This is a genomic window from Stenotrophomonas sp. YJH_SMC_69, assembly GCF_059370495.1.
Genome location: NZ_JCAFTS010000002.1, coordinates 285,849 through 304,954, shown reverse-complemented (window position 1 = coordinate 304,954; position 19,106 = coordinate 285,849). Strand labels below are relative to the sequence as shown.

Annotated in this window: 16 protein-coding genes; 5 read left to right on the top strand and 11 right to left on the bottom strand. The window is 67.9% G+C overall.

Annotated elements, in window-relative coordinates:
• Window positions 1-100 precede the first annotated feature (100 nt).
• Window positions 101-877, top strand: coding sequence for a DUF481 domain-containing protein (locus tag AC5P8F_RS04560; protein WP_032961276.1), 777 nt, complete (start codon window positions 101-103; stop codon window positions 875-877).
• Between the two features lie 53 nt (window positions 878-930).
• Here the strand turns inward: AC5P8F_RS04560 and hemC are convergent, their stop codons facing one another.
• From hemC to mdoH, 5 genes are all read right to left on the bottom strand, one after another.
• The gene (hemC, locus tag AC5P8F_RS04555; protein WP_014648510.1) at window positions 931-1,842 is read right to left on the bottom strand and encodes a hydroxymethylbilane synthase; all 912 of its coding nucleotides are present in this window, start codon (window positions 1,840-1,842) and stop codon (window positions 931-933) included.
• Between the two features lie 637 nt (window positions 1,843-2,479).
• Complete coding sequence (locus AC5P8F_RS04550; RefSeq protein WP_014648511.1) at window positions 2,480-3,211, bottom strand: LytR/AlgR family response regulator transcription factor; 732 nt, start codon at window positions 3,209-3,211, stop codon at window positions 2,480-2,482.
• 10 nt (window positions 3,212-3,221) lie between these two features.
• Window positions 3,222-4,265, bottom strand: coding sequence for a sensor histidine kinase (locus AC5P8F_RS04545; protein ID WP_185741895.1), 1,044 nt, complete (start codon window positions 4,263-4,265; stop codon window positions 3,222-3,224).
• Window positions 4,266-4,268: 3 nt separating this feature from the next.
• Window positions 4,269-4,928 (bottom strand): dienelactone hydrolase family protein, encoded by a 660-nt coding sequence (locus AC5P8F_RS04540; protein ID WP_197575529.1) that lies wholly within the window; start codon window positions 4,926-4,928, stop codon window positions 4,269-4,271.
• Between the two features lie 50 nt (window positions 4,929-4,978).
• Complete coding sequence (gene mdoH, locus AC5P8F_RS04535) at window positions 4,979-6,904, bottom strand: glucans biosynthesis glucosyltransferase MdoH (RefSeq protein WP_041863849.1); 1,926 nt, start codon at window positions 6,902-6,904, stop codon at window positions 4,979-4,981.
• Between the two features lie 496 nt (window positions 6,905-7,400).
• Between mdoH and AC5P8F_RS04530 the strand changes: the two genes are divergently transcribed.
• Window positions 7,401-9,446 (top strand): TonB-dependent receptor domain-containing protein, encoded by a 2,046-nt coding sequence (locus tag AC5P8F_RS04530; RefSeq protein ID WP_495227642.1) that lies wholly within the window; start codon window positions 7,401-7,403, stop codon window positions 9,444-9,446.
• A gap of 60 nt (window positions 9,447-9,506) precedes the next feature.
• On the opposite strand, the gene AC5P8F_RS04525 is transcribed toward AC5P8F_RS04530, so the two are convergent.
• Entirely contained in the window at window positions 9,507-9,677 is a 171-nt protein-coding gene (locus AC5P8F_RS04525; protein WP_005419553.1) for a hypothetical protein, read from the bottom strand.
• A gap of 217 nt (window positions 9,678-9,894) precedes the next feature.
• On the opposite strand from AC5P8F_RS04525, the gene AC5P8F_RS04520 reads away from it, so the two are divergent.
• Window positions 9,895-10,281: a DUF2628 domain-containing protein gene (locus tag AC5P8F_RS04520; protein ID WP_014648516.1), complete on the top strand. Its 387-nt coding sequence runs from the start codon at window positions 9,895-9,897 to the stop codon at window positions 10,279-10,281.
• A 78-nt stretch (window positions 10,282-10,359) separates the two neighbouring features.
• On the opposite strand, the gene AC5P8F_RS04515 is transcribed toward AC5P8F_RS04520, so the two are convergent.
• From AC5P8F_RS04515 to AC5P8F_RS04505, 3 genes are all read right to left on the bottom strand, one after another.
• Complete coding sequence (locus AC5P8F_RS04515; protein ID WP_142235138.1) at window positions 10,360-12,891, bottom strand: methyl-accepting chemotaxis protein; 2,532 nt, start codon at window positions 12,889-12,891, stop codon at window positions 10,360-10,362.
• A gap of 211 nt (window positions 12,892-13,102) precedes the next feature.
• The gene (locus AC5P8F_RS04510; RefSeq protein ID WP_014648518.1) at window positions 13,103-13,996 is read right to left on the bottom strand and encodes an NAD-dependent epimerase/dehydratase family protein; all 894 of its coding nucleotides are present in this window, start codon (window positions 13,994-13,996) and stop codon (window positions 13,103-13,105) included.
• Between the two features lie 98 nt (window positions 13,997-14,094).
• A complete protein-coding gene (locus AC5P8F_RS04505) occupies window positions 14,095-15,006 on the bottom strand; it encodes a S41 family peptidase (protein ID WP_227864673.1) in 912 nt (303 codons plus the stop codon).
• A 49-nt stretch (window positions 15,007-15,055) separates the two neighbouring features.
• Between AC5P8F_RS04505 and AC5P8F_RS04500 the strand changes: the two genes are divergently transcribed.
• A complete protein-coding gene (locus tag AC5P8F_RS04500) occupies window positions 15,056-15,520 on the top strand; it encodes a MarR family winged helix-turn-helix transcriptional regulator (protein WP_014648520.1) in 465 nt (154 codons plus the stop codon).
• Between the two features lie 4 nt (window positions 15,521-15,524).
• On the opposite strand, the gene AC5P8F_RS04495 is transcribed toward AC5P8F_RS04500, so the two are convergent.
• Window positions 15,525-17,009: a DUF4434 domain-containing protein gene (locus AC5P8F_RS04495; protein WP_289213825.1), complete on the bottom strand. Its 1,485-nt coding sequence runs from the start codon at window positions 17,007-17,009 to the stop codon at window positions 15,525-15,527.
• A gap of 194 nt (window positions 17,010-17,203) precedes the next feature.
• Here AC5P8F_RS04495 and AC5P8F_RS04490 point away from each other — a divergent pair, with 194 nt between their 5' ends.
• Window positions 17,204-17,509: a KGG domain-containing protein gene (locus AC5P8F_RS04490; protein ID WP_046432675.1), complete on the top strand. Its 306-nt coding sequence runs from the start codon at window positions 17,204-17,206 to the stop codon at window positions 17,507-17,509.
• Between the two features lie 11 nt (window positions 17,510-17,520).
• On the opposite strand, the gene AC5P8F_RS04485 is transcribed toward AC5P8F_RS04490, so the two are convergent.
• Complete coding sequence (locus AC5P8F_RS04485) at window positions 17,521-18,993, bottom strand: MFS transporter (RefSeq protein ID WP_049439232.1); 1,473 nt, start codon at window positions 18,991-18,993, stop codon at window positions 17,521-17,523.
• Between the last annotated feature and the right edge of the window lie 113 nt (window positions 18,994-19,106).

Sequence of the window (19,106 nt, the reverse complement as noted above, 5' to 3'; positions counted from 1 at the left end):
ACCGCGCCAACGTTCGCTGAAGCGCGCATTTGGATCGATTCGGACCGCCATCACGCTTCCAGTATCATCACCGGCTGTCAACCGTTTCGGAGAAGCCTCGATGTCCCTGCGCGTGTCCCTGCTGATCCCCCTGCTGCTGTGTGCGCCGCTCGCATACGCGCAGGATGCCTCCGAGCTGGCGGCGATGTCCTCGCCGTGGAGCGGCAGTGGTGGCGAGCTCGGGTTTGCCTCGGCACGCGGCAACAGCAGCACCGAGAGCTTCAACGGCCGCCTGCGCCTGCGCTACACCGACGGTGACTGGGTGCACAGCATGGACCTGTTCGGCCTCCGCTCCAGCTCCAAGGTGACCGAAACCAACGACGACGGCACCACCACCCGCCGCAACAACACCACCGCCAACCGCTACACCGGCAGTGCCGGCAGCGCGCTGCAGCTGGGCGAACACCGCCAGCTGACCGCGACGGTGCGTACGGAACGCGACGACTTCGCCACCTACGACCGCCAGAGCTCGTTCGGTCTGGGTTACGGCACCCGCCTGTGGAACACCGAGCGCTTCTCGTTCGACGCGCAGATCGGCCCCGGTGTGCGCCGCACCCACAGCACCGAGGACGACCGCACCCGCACCGGCCTGATCGGCCGTGGCCTGTTCGACATGAAGTATTCGCTGACTGACAACACCGACCTGGTCAACACGCTGCTGGTCGAATCCGGTTCGTACAACACCTTCGGCCAGAACGACTTCGGTGTCTCGGTGAGCATGAACGAGCACCTGGCACTGAAGGCCGGCTGGCAGGCGCGCTACAACAGTGACGTGGCCGAGGACAAGCGCAAGACCGATACGCTGACCACGATGAACGTGGTCTACAAGTTCAAGTAAGCAGAACGGGCGCCCAGGGCGCCCGTTCTTCTTCCGGTAGTGCCGGCGGTAGCTCAGACGTTCAGCAGTTCGCCGGCACCGGCTTCCAGCAGCATCTTCGCCACGCGCTGGCCCAGCGCCTCCGGATCCCGGGCCGGTCCCACCGCCTCGGCGCGCACCGCACGACCATCGCTGGCACTGCCGACCAGGCCCTGCAGGTGCAGGTCGTCACCCTGCCACTGCGCGATGGCCGCCACCGGCACGTGGCAGCTGCCATGCAGCGCGCGGTTCATCGCCCGCTCGGCTTCCACGCAGGCGCGCGTAGCGGCGTCATCAAGCGTGGCGAACAGCGCCATCAGGCGCGTATTGCCACCGTCGCACTCCACCGCCACCGCGCCCTGCGCCGGTGCCGGCAGCCACTGCGGCGGCTGCAGGCGCGCGACGATGCGCCCGCCCAGGCCCAGGCGCTCCAGGCCGGCCACGGCCAGCACGATGGCGTCGTAACCACCATTGTCGAGCTTGGCCAGGCGGGTGTTGACGTTGCCGCGCAGGTCCAGCAATTCCAGATCCGGGCGCAGCGCGCGCAGCTGGGCCTGGCGGCGCAGCGATGAGGTGCCGACCCGCGCACCGATCGGGAGCGCGTCCAGCGAGGCGTACAGGTTGGAGACGAAACCATCGGCTGGATCGTGGCGGGTCAGCATCGCCGGCAGCGCGAAGGGTTCGTCCAGTTCCATCGGCACATCCTTCAGCGAGTGCACGGCGCAGTCGGCCTCACCGCGCAGCATGGCCAGCTCCAGCTCCTTCAGGAACAGGCCCTTGCCACCGATGGCGGCCAGCGAGCGGTCGAGCACCTCGTCACCGCGGGTGCTCATCGGCACCAGTTCCACATGCAGCCCGGGATGGGCCTGGCGCAGGCGGTTGGCGACGTGTTCGCTTTGCCAGAGGGCGAGCGGGCTCTTGCGGGTGGCGATGCGGACGGTTTCCATCCGGTCATTATCGCGCCTTCGGCGCGGATACGGCCAACGGCGGAGCCCCTCCTGGCTGGTGCTATCAAAGCAGAAGCCGTGCTTGGCCGGGGCGGTGGGGTCATGCGGGGACGCCGTGAACCCATCCCTGGGGGCTTGGCCGCGGCTTGCTCGTGTGCGCTGTCCTGCGCACACGGCAAGACCGGGGTTGGGCGTCCTGCCCAACCCGCCCGAGGCATGCCTCGGGCCCATGCCGCGGACACCCCCGCGAACCCACCCCGCCCGGCCTCTGACAGTTTCCGTGTGCGCCAGCCACGGAAGATCAAAAAAAAGAGTGCAGAAGCAAAGGCAACAGCCGACGGCTTCCGGGGTCAGATCCCTTTTCCACAGGAAAAGGGATCTGACCCCTCTTCCCCCGCCCGATAACAACAATGCCTTTGCCGTCCGACGCTGGACGAATGTGAGGGTTGGGCCGGGGTGGGGCGGCGGGACCGTTGGCGCCATGGATGGCGCCATCGAGCTTACATGGATGTACTTGCAGCGTGTCCCGCCGCCCCACCCCGGCCCAACCCAGCACGTAGAAACAACGAGCCACGACCCGCTGTTGCTGTTGCTGTTGATTTCATAGCAGTCGCGGCCGCAGGCCGCGCGGGACCACTCACAGATGCCGCAGTTCCTGCTTCAGCGTCGCCACACAGCGGCGGCTGACTTCCAGCGGCTGCCTGCCATGCCGCAGCACCGCCTGCACCTGCCCGCCGGAGCCGCGGCGCAGCTCCACCAGCTCGTGCCGCGCCACCAGGCAGTTGCGATGGATGCGGATGAAGCGGCTGGCGAACTCTTCTTCCAGCGACTTCAGCGACTCCTCGATCAGGTCCTCGCCGCGCGCGTGGTGCACCACCACGTACTTCTCTTCGGCCTGCAGGTAGTGGATGTCGTCCAGCGGAATCAGCCGCAGGCTGCCGCGCAGGCGTGCGCACAGTACGCTGCGTGCCTGCTGCCCGCTGTGCGCCTGCGGCTGGCCATCGCGACCGGCCAGGAACGTGCGTGCCCGTGCAATCGCCGCTGCCAGGCGTTCGGCGCGCACCGGCTTCATCAGGTAATCGATGGCTGCCGCTTCGAAGGCCGACAGCGCATGCGCATCGTAGGCAGTGCAGAACACCACCGCCGGCCGCGGTTCGAAGCTGGCCAGGTGGCGGGCTGCTTCCAGGCCGTCCAGCCCAGGCATTGCGATGTCCAGCAGGACCAGGTCCGGCTGCAGCTCCGCGCACGCGTGCAGGGCCTGCTCGCCGTTGCCGGCCTCGGCCACCACGTCCACGCCGTCCTGTGCGGCCAACAGGCTGCGCAGGCGCTCACGCGCCAGTGGTTCGTCATCGGCGATGACTACCCTCACGATCGTCCCCTCACTGGATCGGCACTGTCACCTGGCAGGCATAGTAGCCCTCGCTCCAGCCAGCCGTCATCCGCGCGGCACTGCCAAAGCGCCAGGCCAGCCGATGGCCGATGCTGTGCTGGGCATGGCCAGCCCCCCGCGCCAGGGCCAGCCCGGGCGCCTGCGGATCAGGCGCGGGATTGCGCACGCGGATCTGCAGATCGTTGCCCTCGCGCAGCAGCTGCAGCTCGATGGTGCCGCCCTCGGGCAGGCGCGAAATGCCATGCAGCACGGCGTTTTCCACCAGCGGCTGCAGTACCAGCCTTGGCAATGGCAGGTCCCACGGCAGCGGCTCGTCACGCTGCCAGCGCACCTGCAGGCGTTCGCCCAGGCGCAGCGATTCGATCGACAGGTAGCGCTCGGCCAGTTCGCATTCGTCGCGCAGGGTGGAATCGCCCTCGCCTGCACCGAGCGCAGCACGGAACAGATCGGACAGGTCGAGCACGGCACGCTCGGCCACCGCCGGGTCCCGATGCAGCAGGCTGGCGATGAGGTTCATGCTGTTGAACAGGAAATGCGGGCGGATGCGCGCCTGCAGCGCATCGGCCTGGGCGCGTGCATTGGCCTGCACCTGCGCGGCCCAGCGGTCGCTGACATAGAAGTAGCGCAGCGCCAGCGCGGTGATCAGCGCGGTGGTGGCGGCGCTGCCGAGGGTGAAGCGCCAGAAGCTGATGCCGTTGGCGAAGCTGTCACCCAGCACCGCGTACAGCGCGTGCACGATGCCGGCGCAGACGACCGCGATCAGGGCCGCCAGTGCGATGGCAGCGACCGCCCCCATCACCTGCGGCAGCCTGGACAGCGCCTGCCGCAGCAGGCACAGGCTGGCGGTCACGGCCAGCGCCAGCCACAGCGCGAAGCCGCTGGCCGACAGCAGCTCGCCAACGGTCCAGTGGCGGCTGCCATCCGGCGCAAGCGCCAGCACCACCACCACCAGCTCGGCCAGGCCCAGCATCGCCGCCAGCCGCGGCAGGCGGCACAGTTCCGGCATCCACGGCGATGGGCTGGCCGGGGACATGGCTCAGGCCGCGCCCAGCCGTTCCTGGAGCCAGTCGCCCAGCGCCCGGATTTCCTCGGCACAGACCTGGTGGGCCATCGGGTAGCTGTGCCACGCCACGTCCAGGCCCAGCGTACGCAGCGCCTGTGCGCTGTGGGCCGCCACGGCCTGCGGAATCACCGGGTCGCCACTGCCATGGGCCATGAACACCGGCACCTGCACCGCGCCTTCAACGCGCGTGGCACTGTCGGCTTCGGGCAGATAGGTGGACAGGGCGATCAGGCCGGCCAGTGGCGCGGTGCGCGACAGCGCAGCAGTCAGGATGATCGCACCACCCTGCGAGAAGCCGGCCAGGAAGATCTTCTCCGCCGCGACGCCACGCTCGATCTCGCGCGCGATCAGCGCGTCCAGCTGCACCACCGATTCCTGCACGCCGGCCATGTCGGCACGCGACCGGAAGTCCATGCCGACGATGTCGTACCAGCCGCGCATGGGCACGCCGTTGTTGATCGTGATCGGCCGCACCGGTGCGTGCGGGAACACGAAGCGCAGCGCCGGCCAGTGCGGCCGCACCAGCTCCGGCACGATCGGCGCGAAATCATGGCCATCGGCGCCGAGGCCGTGCAGCCAGATCACCGACCACTGCGGCGAGGCGCCGGTTTCCTGTTCCACCGTTTGCAGCATGATGCGGCTCCTTCAAGTTCGAGCCGCATTATGCCGCTGGCGTGGGGCAATCAGTACAGCGGCGGTTGCTCGGCCGCTTCGCGCCGCAGCTGCGCGGCGCGGACCAGTACCGGTGGCGGGATGTTCTCTTCGGGAATGTCCAGCAGGCCCAGGCGATGCAGGAAGGCGCCCGGACCACGCGAGGAGGTCAGCGCCACCACCGGAATGGCCAATACCATGCCGATCACCACCGGCGCCATCCACGCCGCCAGCGACGGCGACACGGCCCAGGCCAGCACGCCCATGAAGGCGCCGAACACACCCAGGCCACCGTAGCCGCGGATCAGTGCCAGCCACGAGATGCCGCCGTCGTCACGCTGCTGCGCATCCCAGCCGGAATCGCGGCCGGACAACACTTCGGCCACGCCCCGCGACTGCACGTACATCACCACCGGCGCCATCAGCGCGGCCAGCACGGTTTCCACCAGCATCGACACGAAGGCACGGATCGCACCGCCGCAGCCACGGCGGTCGACCGGGTCCAGCAGCATCGCCAGGTAACCGAGCACCTTGGGCAGCAGCAGTACCGCCATCGTGGCGGCGAACAGGCGCACCACCTGCTCTTCGTCCTGTGCGCGCCAGTACACGCTGGGCGACAGGTGCAGCAGGGCATTGAAGTCGATGCCCTCCTGGAACAGCGGGATGGCGATGCCGATCAGCATCAGCATTGCCCACATCGGTGCGGTGAAATAGTGGCCGATGCCGATCAGCATGTGCGTGCGGCTGATCCAGTGCAGGCCGCGGCTGCCCACGACCTTGCCGTGCTGCAGGTTGCCCTGGCACCAGCGGCGGTCGCGAACCAGCAGATCGGTCAGCGTCGGCGGGCCCTCTTCATAGCTGCCACCGAGGTAGGGCACCATGTGCGCAGCCCAGCCGCCACGACGCATCAACGCTGCTTCGACGAAGTCATGGCTGAGCACGTGGCCGCCGAACGGCTTGCGCCCCGGCAGCGCCGGCAGGCCGGCGTGGTCGGCGAAGGCGCGGGTACGGATGATGGCGTTGTGGCCCCAGTAGTTGCTCTCGGCGCCATGCCACCAGGCCACGCCACGGGCGATCACCGGCCCGTACACGCGGCCACCGAACTGCTGCATGCGTGCGAACAGGGTGCGGCCGCCGATCACCGACGGCAGGGTCTGGATCAGGCCGACGTCGGCGTTGTGCTCCATGCCGGCCACCAGGCGCACGATGCTGTCGCCGGTCATCAGGCTGTCGGCGTCGAGGATCAGCATCTGCGGGTAGGCACCGCCGAAGCGACGGACCCAGTCGGCGATGTTGCCGGCCTTGCGCCCGCTGTTGTCACCACGGCGACGGTAGAACAGGCGGATCTGCCCGTCCGGCACCCGCTCGCGCAGCTCGCCGAACACCCGCTCCTCGGCAGCGGCGATGTCCTCGCGACGGGTATCGCTGAGCACGAAGAAATCGAATCGGCCGAGCTGGCCGGTGGCCGCCACCGACTCGTAGATCGCCTGCAGGCCCGCCAGCAGGCGGCGCGGGTCTTCGTTGTAGGTCGGCATCAGCAGCGCGGTGCGGCTGTGCACGGTCGGCAGCGGCTTGTCCGGGTCGATGCCGAGGCGATAGCCACGGTCGAACACGGCGGTCAGGAAGCCGGCCAGGGCGCTGGCGAAAGACAGCGCGATCCAGGCAAACAGGCCAACGAACAGCACCAGCAGGCAGGCTTCGAGTACGCTGATGCCATTGGCCGACAGCACCCGCCACATCATCCGCGTGGCCACGGCGGTCATGCCGAGCGTGCCACCGAAGATGTACAGCCGGCGCAGGCCGATCAGGCGCGGCGACGTGCGATGCCGCCGGACCTTCAGTGCACCTTCGCGCAGGGTCTGTTCGGGCATCTGCAACGGAGATTCAGCGGGCAGCAGCGCCCAGCCGGCGTCGAGCCGGGGCGTTTCTGCTTCCGCATGGATGGTCTGCACCCCCATCGCCGCCTACTCCGCGCCGTCGGCACGGCCGGCTATCCCGGCCGGGCTGCATGCACCAAGGTTCCCGGCGCGCTTTCCCGGCGCCCGCACTTGTCCAGACTGTGTCGGCTTCAGGCCGCACAGTCGATGTCTGTCACTACCGGAACCCACACGATCTCCAACGGGGCGGAATCGAAAATGCGGCCCAGTCTAGGGCGCTGAATGTAAGCCGGGTGCGAAGGCCTACGCCGGGATTTATCCCCATTCAGCAAATAGCAGGCGATCACGTCGGGGGATGGCCAGATGTCATTGCATCGCCCCGGGTACTGGATCGTATCAAACGCGAACGGTTATCATTTCATTAACCAGGCAGGTCACCGTCTTCCGCACGGCCGCGACCCACCCAGCTGCGCCGGTCCACACCGCGCGCACCGACGACCCACGGAAGGGTGGCTGCCTGCTGTCTGCCTGCGCCTGCTGCTTCCACCGGGTCACCCCACCTCCCATGGAAGCCGCCATGTCCCCATCGTCCCGTTCCCGTTCCGCGCGCCTGCCGCGCACCCGTCTGGCCCATGCCCTGACCTCCGCCTGCCTGCTGGCCCTGCCAGGCCTGGCCGCTGCAGAGGCCGGCACCGATGCCTCCACCAAGGATCTGGATACCGTGGTGGTCACCGCCTCGGGCAGCCAGCAATGGATCAAGGATGCCCCGGCCAGCATCAGCGTGATCAGCCGTGAGGACATCGAGCGCCAGCCGGTTCCCGACCTGGCCACCCTGCTCAGCCGCGTGCCGGGCGTGACCGGCGGCCTCAGCGCCGTCGGCGAACAGTCCAAGATCAAGCTGCGCGGCATGCCGTCCAACTACACGCTGGTGCTGGTGGACGGCAAGCGCATGGGCAGCTCGGCCGCGACCAACTACCGCCCCGACCTCGGCCGCCAGGACCTGAACTGGATCTCGCCCGACCAGATCGAACGCATCGAAGTGGTGCGTGGGCCGATGTCCTCGCTGTACGGCTCCGACGCCATGGGCGGGGTGATCAACATCATCACCCGGCGCATCGGCGACGAATGGAACGGCAGCGCCACCCACAGCTACACCCGTCCCGGTGATGGCAAGCGCGGCGATACCCAGCAGATCGGCGCGACCTTCTCCGGCCCACTGGGAGAACGCTTCGGCCTGCGCATCGGTGCCAACAGCATGCGCCGTGATTCGGACCAGTCCAACCACGGTGTCTACGGCAATGCCTACGCCGGCGAGAAGGACCGCACTGTCGATGCGCTGCTGCAGTGGAAGCTGAGCGACGCACAGGAACTGTCGCTGGAAGCCGGCCATGGCGTGCAGCAGGCCTTCATCGATGCGTCGCTGGAAAAGCAGGACGAAGGCGCCTGGGGAGCCAGTGAGCTCAAGCGCAGCTCGCTGGCGCTCAACCACGATGGCACGTGGAGCTTCGGCACCTCCAGGCTCAGCGCGTACCGGACCGAATACAAGAACGACATCGGCGCCACCGGCCGCTCAGAGGCCACCGACACGATCATCGAAGGCAGCCTGACCACGCCGTTCACTCTGGGCGTTGAACACCAGTTTGCCGTGGGTGGGCAGTGGAAGCGCCAGGAACTGACCAACACCGATACCATCGGCCGCGCGCCGATCGACTACGCCGGCAACGCCGTCAGCGGCTCCAGCCTGGAAGTGGATACCTGGGCGCTGTTTGTCGAAGACGAACTGAAGCTGCACCGCACCCTGGCCCTGACCGTGGGCGCGCGCCTGGACCACCATGAGAAGTTCGGCGGCCACGTCAGCCCGCGTGCGTACCTGGTCTGGCATCCGGCCGAACAGTGGACCATCCGCGGTGGCGTCTCCAAGGGGTTCCGTGCGCCCAGCCTGACCGAGAATTCGGCCACCGCTGCCACCCAGTCCGGCGGCCGTGGCTGCACCTCGCTGATCCCGCTGGGTTATACCCGCGGCGGGTGCTACATGGCCGGCAACCCGGACCTGGATCCGGAAACCAGCACCAACCGCGAGATCGGCATCAGCTTCGACAATGACCTGATCGATGTTGGCGTGACCTACTTCCACACCGACTTCCGGAACAAGATCGAATACGCACCGCTGGGCCGCTTCAACGGCATCTGGTGGACGCGCATGAGCAACGTGCAGCGCGCGCGCACCAGCGGCATGGAAGGCAACTTCAACGTCCGCTTCGGCGAGCAGTGGCGCTGGCGCACCTCGGCAACCTGGATGAAGGAAGCCAGGAACCTGACCACCGGCCGCAACCTGATCGATACGCCGGAATTCTCCGGCTACTCGTCGCTGGACTGGACGCCGAATACGGTGTTCTCCGGCAGCCTGTCGGCGCAGTACACCGGCAAGCAGACCGGCACCGCCACGACCTTCCTCAAGGCCTACACCCTGTATGACCTGACCGTGGCATGGAACGTCAACGAGGTGCTGACCCTGCGCGGTGGCGTCAGCAACCTGGCCGACAAGAAGCTGTATGCGGAAGGCTCCACCGACTACTTCGTCGCCGGGCGCAGCTACTTCCTCAGCACGACCGCGCGCTTCTGACCGGCGGCACGCGCCGTGATCGCGCTGGCGACATGCCAGCGCGATCGACGGTATTGCGGGTTACTCGCTTTCCAGCGCGGCCGGTGCCGCGTCCCGCGTGGCGGCCGTGCGCGCACGGTCCATCGCCACCGCCAGTTGCTGGCGTGCGAGCAGTTGTTGTGCCTGCACCACTTCAGGTGTCGGCAGGAGCACCGGTCCCGGTGCGTTTTCCGGTGTAGCAGGTGTGGTCATGCAACCTCCATGGACATCCCGCCGCCGCACGGGTCCAACCGGGGCGGCAGCGGAACTGCGCACCCTATCCTAAAAACAAGGCGGGCGGGTGACGGTGCGGCACCCGGCCGCAGCATGTGGAACACGGCACGCGTCACATTTTTGACGGCAGCCCTTGGATCCTGAATAGGACTTGCCTTATCATGAAAACGTTTTCTCACAGGGATGTTTCCCCCAAATGAATACCACTGACCTGTCCCAGTTCAGCCCGAAGTGGCAGTTCCGCTTCAACTTCTTCCGCCAGCATGGCGCGCCCAAGAATCCCGGTTTCAAGCAGGCCTGGAAGGCGCTGTCGTTCGGTGACCGCCTGAAGATCAACCTGAACTTCTTCGCGTTGTTCTTCGGTGCGATCTACCTGTTGATCCTGGGCATGTGGCGCAAGGCGCTGGTGGTCATCGGCATCAACATCGCGCTGGCCATCGTCAGCATGTTCCTTCCCGACGTCGTCGGGCGCATGCTGTTCATCGCGATGAATCTGCTGGTCGCCTCCAGCACCAACTACAGCTACTACCTGGAGAAGGTGGAAGGTCGCGCCAGCTGGAACCCGTTTGAAGGAATGTTCTAAGCCATCAGACCGGCGCAGGGATGCGCGGCAAGGACGCAACCGACGCCCGGCCCCCGCCGGGCGTCTTCATTTGCGCGATCAGGCCGCGCGGCGTGCCACGGCCGCCGGCTCGGCCTGCAGGCGGAAGCGCGACACCGCCACCGCCAGCTGCTCGGCCTGCTCCTCCATCGCGCGCGCGGCGGCACTGGCTTCCTCCACCAGCGCGGCGTTCTGCTGGGTGGTTTCGTCCATCTGCACCACAGTCTGGTTGACCTGCTCGATGCCGGCCGATTGTTCGCGCGACGCGGCCGAGATCTCGGCCATGATCTCGTTGACCCGACCGACCTGACCGACGATGTCCTGCATGGTGCGCCCCGCGCCGTGCACCAGCTGCGCACCGGCACCGACCTGGGCCACCGAGGCGTCGATCAGCTCCTTGATCTCCTTCGCAGCACCCGCCGAACGCTGCGCCAACGCGCGCACTTCACTGGCAACCACGGCGAAGCCACGGCCCTGCTCACCGGCGCGCGCCGCTTCCACTGCTGCGTTCAACGCCAGGATGTTGGTCTGGAACGCAATCCCATCGATCACCGAGATGATCTCGGCGATGCGCTGCGAAGACGCCTCGATCTGCTCCATGGTGTGCACCACCTGGCTGACCACCTGGCCGCCTTCGCTGGCCACGCCCGCCGCGGAACCGGCCAGCGCGTTGGCCTGCAGCGCGTGGTCGGCGTTCTGGCGCACGGTGGAGGTCAGTTCTTCCATCGACGCGGCGGTTTCTTCCAGGTTGGCAGCCTGCTGTTCGGTACGGCGCGACAGGTCGCTGTTGCCGGCGGCGATCTCGCCGGCGGCCAAGCGGATGCTGGCTGCCGACTGCTGGATCTGGCCGACGATCTGGGTCAGGTGCTGCACGGTGCTGTTGGCATCGTCGCGCATCACCGCAAATACCCCATGGAAGTCACCCTGCATGCGGGTACTGAGGTCACCGCCGGCGATCGCGCGCAGCAGCGTCGACAGTGCGGCCAGGTTGTGGTCGCTGACTTCCATCATGGTGTTGAGGGTCTCCACCATGCGGCGGAAATCGTGGTCGAAGCGCAGTGCATCACCGCGCACGGCGAAGTCACCGGCGGCGGCCGCAGCGGCAAGCTGCTGGATCTGCTCGTTGATCGCGGCCAGGTTGCGCTTGGTGGTCGCCATCGCAGCGGTGAACACCGCCTTCTCGCCCGGCAGTGCTTCCATGTCCACGCTGAGGTCGCCGACGGCATAGCGCTGCATCACTTCAACCAGGCGCTGGGTGACCGCGTTGCTGGAGGCCACCAGCTGGTTGCTGTCGGCCACCATGCGGCCGTACTCGCCCGGGAACGCCGCGGCATCCATGCGGTAGCTGAGTTCACCGGCATCGTGGCGGCGCGCCATTTCGGCCTGCGCAGCCATCACCGCCTGCAGCTGGCCGCGCATGCCCTGCATCGCGTCCAGCAGGCGCCCCACTTCGTCGTTGCTGCGCGCCGGCAGGGTGCTGTCCAGCTTGCCGGCGGCGACGTCACCGGCCACGCGCACCGCTTCGGCCAGCGGGCGGATCGCCAGGCGGCGCAGCAGTATGTAGACACCGGCGCTGAGGGTCAGCGCGGCGATCACGCCGACCAGCAGGGTCAGCCACAGCAGCTGGCGCGCTTCGGCCACGATCACCGCATGCGGCATCACCACGCCCAGCGCGAAGCGCTGCGGGGCATCGCCCACGCGCAGCGGCACATACACGCGCACGTTGCCGGCCGCATCGGGGCTGAAGGCCTCGAAGGGGCGGTCGGCGGCGATCTCGGCCAGCATGCTGCGGGTCAGTGCGTCGTTGCGAGGCTTGCCGATTTCGGCGGCATTGGCCGAGGCCAGCACCACGCCCTTCGGCGACAGCAGTTCGACGCGGCCGGCCCCCATCGGCTGCAGCGTGGCCAGGTGCTTCTGCAACGCTGCCAGCGAGAAGTCGACGGTGAACACACCGAGGAACCTGTCGTTCTCGATGATCGGCGTGCTCAGCGTACTCATCAGCACCTGCTGCCCGGCGATGTCATAGGCATACGGTTCGCTCACTTTCGGCAGCTTGTCGCGGCTGGGCACCATGTACCAGTCACCGGAACCGCTGGCGGTCTCGGTGTAATCGGTCATCACCGACTGCTGCGGCTTGCCCTCCTGCCAGGCCCAGTAGCTCATGTAGCGGCCGGTGGCATCGTGCGCCTCGGTGTTGACGAACTCGGCATCCTTGCCGTCGAAGGCATCGGCCTCCCACATGGTGCTCTTGCCCAGCCATTCGGGATGGGCGCGCAGCTGCTCGCCCAGCACCGCCGCCAGACTGGCGCGGTCGGGCACGTCACCACGGGCGCGCTGGGCCAGCACGCTTTCAACCATGGCATCGTTGCTGGCAAAGGCGGTGCCCAGATCGGCCGCCACCTGGCGCGCCTCAGCGGTCGCCTCGCTGGTCATGGTCTGGCGTGAGGCGCTGATCAGGCTGGCGCTGGCCTGGCGATAGATCAGGAACGCGGTCAGGCCGAAGCACAGCAGCGCGATCGCGGCGGTGCCCAGCATCAGCTTGTGGGCGATGCTGCCCGGGCGGCGGGCAGCGGCGGAACGGGAAGAAGGCATGGGAGGGTCCGCAAGGCAGTTCAGGTCGACCGGCACCACGAAGGCACCGCGCAGGCGCGCGATCCGTCGCGCAGGCCACCGGCCGCCGGGCGGGCCCGGCGCTGGAAGCGCACCGGGTTAGCGGCCGCCCGCCAACGAGGTTGAGGCGACCGGCCTGCACATTCCTGAATCTGCTCAGGGTCGGGTCAGCCACCCGTCCGTCGCGATGGCCTCACTCGGCCACGCGGTCCTTGATCCACTGCGCGCGCGGCAGTACCTCGATGCTGCCGACGGCATACTGCTGCAGCACGTCGTCCGGCCCGAAGCACGGTTGCCAGCCCAGCTCACTGCGCAGGCGGGCACTGTCGTAGACACGGTCGATGCTCAATGGCAGCGGCCAGCCACGGCGTTCGAACTCGGCCAGCAGCTGCGGCGCGCGACGGGCCAGCACGCTGCGCGGGTGGGTGGCCAGTTCCAGGCAGTCCTCGCGCCGGAACGGCGTCGGTGCGCAGGCGAGATAGCGGGCGAATCGGGCGCCTTCGTCGAGCAGCAGTGCAGCGTGTGCGCTGGCCACATCGCGGGCGTCGATGCCGCGATGCAGGCGGAACATCGCCATGCGCTCGGGCGGTTCCGGGAAGCACCGGCCCATGCGCAGCACGCGAACGCTGAAGCCCGGCGTGGCGGCAGCTTCAGCCAGGGTCTCGGCCTGCAGCTTGGTGCGGTGGTAGATCGTGCGCGGCAGCGGCTCGGTGTCTTCATCGATCCAACGGCAGCCACCGGCTACCACGGCATGGCCGTACAGCGCGGTGGTGCTGGTCAGCACGAAACGCCGTGCGCCGGCTTCGCGTGCGGCCTGCAGCAGGTGCGCGGTTGCCTCCACGTTGATCTGCTGGAATACCGCGTCCGGCACCAGGCCGACATGCGGAGCATGCAGGGCCGCGGTATGGATGACCGCGTCCACGCCCTGCACCGCACGCGTGACCGCCTGGCGATCGGTGACATCGGCAATGATGCGCGTGGTGGCGAACGGGCTGCGGTCCAGCCCCACCACCTCGTGGGCGGCCGCCAACGCACCGAAGATCGCGCGCCCGATGCGCCCGGAACTGCCGGTCAACAGAATCTTCATTGAGTCCATTCACTCGAAGCGCCCGGGAACTACCGGGATGCTTCGATTCTAGGCATGCGTTCGCGCATCTGCGATAGGACAGCCATGCAATCGTGCGTTCATCTTGACGACTTCGCAGGCGCCAGCAGTTGCCGCGCGATGAACAGCGGATCGTCGCCGCCGGCCACATCAGGCCTCACGCCGGTGCCTTCCCAGTTGCCGCCGGTGCGCAGATTGATCGGTTGCCGGTCGGGAATGCTGATCTGATAGCCATCGGGCAGCAGCACAGGATCACCAAACATATGCGCGGCACCGCCACTGCGCGTGCCGACAATGCGCGCGCGGCCCAGGGCCTGCAGCGAATAGGCGACGAACTCGGCCGCCGAACCGGTACGCCGGTCGATCAGCACCACCAGCGGCTTCAGGTACACAGGCAGGCTGGCAGGCGGCAGCGGTACCGGCGTGCGCCGGCCACGCTGGTCCAGCTGCTGCACCGCGCCGATCTTCGCGTCCAGCAGCGTGCGCACCAGCAGGTCGGCACTTGCATCGTCGCCTCCCCCGTTCTGGCGCAGATCCAGCACCAGGCCATCGGTGTCGGCCAGCAGCGTGAAGGCCGCAGCGAACTTCGGCCGCGCCAGATCCAGCGGGTAAAAAGTACTCAACCGCAGGTAGCCAATGTTGCCTTCCAGCACCCTCACCTCGCGCACACCGGCACCATTGCTGCGGGCATCGGCACGCCAGGCCATCAACCAGTCGTCCTGGCCGGCAGCTGCGTCCACGCGCTCAACGTGGAAGTGGCCATCGAACATGTCCAGGTCCTGGTTCAGGCGTGCGCTGAACGCAGCAGGATCCGAACAGCTGCCCGCATACCGCTGCTGCGCCGACCAGCTGCGCAGGGCATCGGCGATGCGGGCGGCCTCCGCCTCGTCCAGGTACTGCGCCTGCACGGCGCTGGCGGCCGCCTGCAGCACCGCATCCTGCGCCGGGCAGGCCGTCGCCAGCAGCGCGCCGAGCATCCAGGAGACCGCCATCATCCACCCCGCATTGAGGATATATAAGCGCTTATATATCATCCCGCTCATGGATCTCCAACACGCCACGCTGGGTACCCTGCTGCGCGCACTGCTGGACCAGCTGGACCCGGCCGTCGAGCAGGCCTACCGGCACCTGCAACTGGACTACCGGCCGCGCTACACGCCGGTGCTGCGCACGCTGATGGCGCAGGGCCCCTGCCGGATCAAGGACCTCGCGCTGGCCTGCGGGCTCAGCCATTCGGCGCTCAGCCAGACCGTGGCGGCGATGGTGCGCGATGGTTGGCTGCACACTGCCAATGGTGACGACGGGCGCGAACGCATCCTGCAGTTGAGCCCGCGCGCGCAGCGCGCGATGCCTGTGCTGCAGGCGCAATGGCAGGCCACCGCAGTGGCGGCACGCAGCCTCGATGCCGATCTGGGGCAGTCGTTGGAGCAGGTGCTGCGCAAAGCACTGGTGGCGCTCGAACAACGGCCCTTCGCACAGCGCCTGCAGGACGCCCGCCGGCGCTGAGGCGTTACTGCTCTGCAGCCATCTCGATCTCGCTGAGGAAGGTCCAGCTGCCGTTGGCCACGCGCAGCTCCAGCGTGCGGCATTGCGCAGCCAGGGGGGCTGCATTGCCGAGCACGTACTCCTCTTCGGTCGAGCCCATCACGCCGGACTGGGTGAAGGGTGCCGACAGCGTGCCGATGGTTACGGCGGCAGTTCCGGGCTCGGCGCACATCACCTCCACCGAAGTCGGCGTGACGATGCCCCAGGCCGGGCGGGTCATCGTATGCAGGCCGATCCAGTCCACCCGTCGGCGCTGGCCCAGGTCGATGGTGATGCTGACGTTGCCGTGCACGCCTACCCAGCCCGCGTCCATCGGATTGCGCGGGTCGCCTACCCGGCGGTCGAACAGCTCATGGCCGCTGCCGTCGGGATAGCTGGTCGCCGGCGCCACGCTGTAGTGATAGGTGGTCTGCACCGGATCGACGAGGTACGAGGCACCCAACCCGTACAACCCGCGATAGGTGTTCATCATCCGCGGCGCCTCGCCGTAGCCCTGGCCGGGGCCGACCACTTCGGACATGTGGTACTGGTTGAGCCAGGCAACGCGCTTGCCAGCCGAACGCGCGCTCCACAACTGCTGGTTGATGCGCTGCACCGACGCCGACCGGTATGCACCGGACAGGCCGTTACCGGTATCAAGGAACAGCGGGCTGCCATGGTTGAACAGCTCGATGTCGGCCCACACAGCGCTGGCGCCCAGCTGCGCCGACAACGCCTGGTAGTACTGCTCGGTGGAATAGCCCGGTCGATCCCACTGGAACAGTTTCGCGTGCGACGCCGCGCCGATGCCGTCCTGCCAGATCTGCACGTCGACCCCCGTGGCAGAGCGGAACCGTAGCGCAGCACTGGCCACGCTGGCCGGGTCGACGCTGGAGGATGCCAGATAGGGCGCCACCATCACCGGCCTGGATGGCGTCGCCGCTTTCAGTGTGGAAACGATTGAACGATAGAACGACGCACGCTCGTCCGGTACCTGCGCGGGCTCATCGGTGATGTACCAGCCGGCGAATGCCGGATGCATCGCGTACTGCTGGGCCAGCTGCGCCATCGACTGCGCTGCGTCCTGCGCCACCGCTGCAGCGTTCGAGCCCTGCCAGAACGCCGCACACTGGCCCGAACTGTAGGTGGTGCCGACCACGACCTTCATCCCACGCGCTGCGGCCGCGTCCAGCACCGTGCCCAGCTTGGCCGGGAAGCCGGCGATCCATTCGAAATCCTGCGCGCTGCTGGCGCAGCCCACGCCGGCACGCGTGGCGCGGGTCTGGCCGATGATGAGCGTGTCGTTGCCCAGGTCCCGCAGTTCGTCGAGGAACAGCGGCAGCTGCGCCGCTGGCAGCTGCTCATCGGTGGACGAGTAACCGAAGTGAACGAAACTGCCGCTCAGCAGCGCAGTGTCTGCATGGGCCGGTGCAGCGCTGGCCAGCAGTACAAGCCATCCGAATCTGTCCATGGCGTCCTTTCCTGTCTGGGCGGTCATCCGCCATGCCGGTCCATCCTAGCCAAGCGGCGCTCATCGCGCAGCGGCGTAGTTGCGTCGTGAAAGCCAGTGCGGCGTGGCGTGAGGGCAGCACCGCCGGTGCGGACGCTGCCTTAGCCGGGCACACGCAAGGATGAGCTCCCCTTCCATGCACCGGGAGCCTTCACATGGCTGACCAGCATCACGGCACCTCCCATCGCGGCTTCGCTTCGATGGACCGGGACAAGCAGCGCGCGATTGCCGCAAAGGGTGGACGCGCCGCGCATGCGTCCGGCAATGCACATGAGTTCAGCCCGGCCGAGGCACGCGTGGCAGGCCGCAAGGGCGGCGAGGCGATCAGCCGCAATCGCCAGCACATGGCAGCGATCGGCCGCGAAGGCGGGCACGCGCGCCACGCCAATGCACGGCAACAGCGGCAGCACGCGGCCGAACCCGCGCCGACGAAGGAAGGGCCGCAACGCCAGCAAGGCTGACCGCAGCGTGCTCAGGCGCGCCTGCACTGGCGGTACAGGGCGAGCGCCGCCAACAGGGCCAGCACGCCCGCGACAGCCATCGCCCAGCCGAAACCGCTGGCCATCGCGCCGCGGTACCAGGCCAGTATCTGCGTCCCCGGCAGCAGTGAAGACGGCTGCAGGATCAGCGTGCGCGCCTGTGCGGCCACTGCGGGCTGCCCTGCCGCCTGCGCGGTGGCAGTGAACTGGCATACCGCGCGCAGGCCCATCAGGCTGCCCAGCAGCGCGATGCCAAGGCTCATGCCCGCCTGGCGCAGCGCGTTCATCGTGGCCGACGCAATGCCGGCACGCTCGGCCGGTACGCATGACATCACCGCCATGCCGGTCGCAGGTACCGCCAGTCCCATGCCAGTGCCGAGCAGCATCAGCAGTGCGCTGGCCTGGCCGTGCGCTGTAGTCGGCTCGAACGTGGCAATCGCACACAGCGCCATGCCTGTCATTGCATAGCCCGTCACCAGTGCGGCATGCAGCCCGAACCACGCCGCCAGACGGCCGAACAGCAGCGACACCACCGCCATCAGCACGAATTGCGGTACCAGCTGCGCACCGGCCTGCGCAGCCCCATGTCCCTGCGCCTGCTGGAAGAACAGCGACAGGAAGAACAGGCTCGCATAAGCGGTGAATCCAAGCACGAACGAGGCCAGGTTGAGCATGCCGAAACCCGGCTTCGCCAACAGGTCCAGCGGCAGCAGCGGCCGCGCCACGCGGCGCTCGACCCACGCAAACAGCGCCAGGCCGGATGCTGCGATGCCGAGCGCCAGCAGGGTCGAAGGTGCCAGCAGGCCGTGCTCGCCGATCGCGATCAGGCCGTAACTGAGTGCACCCAGCGCGACGATGCTGAGCAGCTGCCCGGCCGGGTCCAGCGCGGCGTGCTGCGGATGCCGTCGCTCAGGAATGCCCCAGGCCCCCAGCGCGAGTGCAAGCAGGCCCAGCGGCAGGTTGATCAGGAAGATGCTGGGCCAACCTGCGCGCTGCACCAGTTCGCCTCCCAGCAGCGGCCCCAGCACCAGCGCCAGCGCGCTGAACGCCGACCAGCCCCCGATCGCGCGTGCACGCTGGCGCGGATCAGGGAATGCATGGCTGAGGATCGGCATCGCACTCGGGATCAGCAGGGCGCCGGCCACCCCCTGCACCGCCCGCCCCGCCACCAGTGCGGAAAGACTGCCTGCGCAGGCACACAGCAGCGAGCCCACGGTGAAGGTCGCCACGCTGAGCAGCCACATGCGGCGGTGGCCATAGCGGTCACCCAGCGGCCCCGCCGACAGCATCACTGCGGACAGGGCGATGGCATAGGCGTTGATCACCCACTGCAGCCCGGCCATGTCGGTGTGCAGTGCCTGCTGCAGCGTCGGCAGCGCGACGTTGACGATGCTGATGTCCAGCGAGGCGAGGAAGGTGCCCAGGTAGGCCGCCAGCACCAGGGCCGGCCGTCGGAAGCGTTGCATGTGCGGATGCCGGGAGGGAGCGTGCGCGCATCGTAGTTTGCTGACTGACCGTCAGTCAATGACCGGCGGTCAGTCATTGCCGGAGGAAGCTAGAATGGCGACCGTCGCACCCG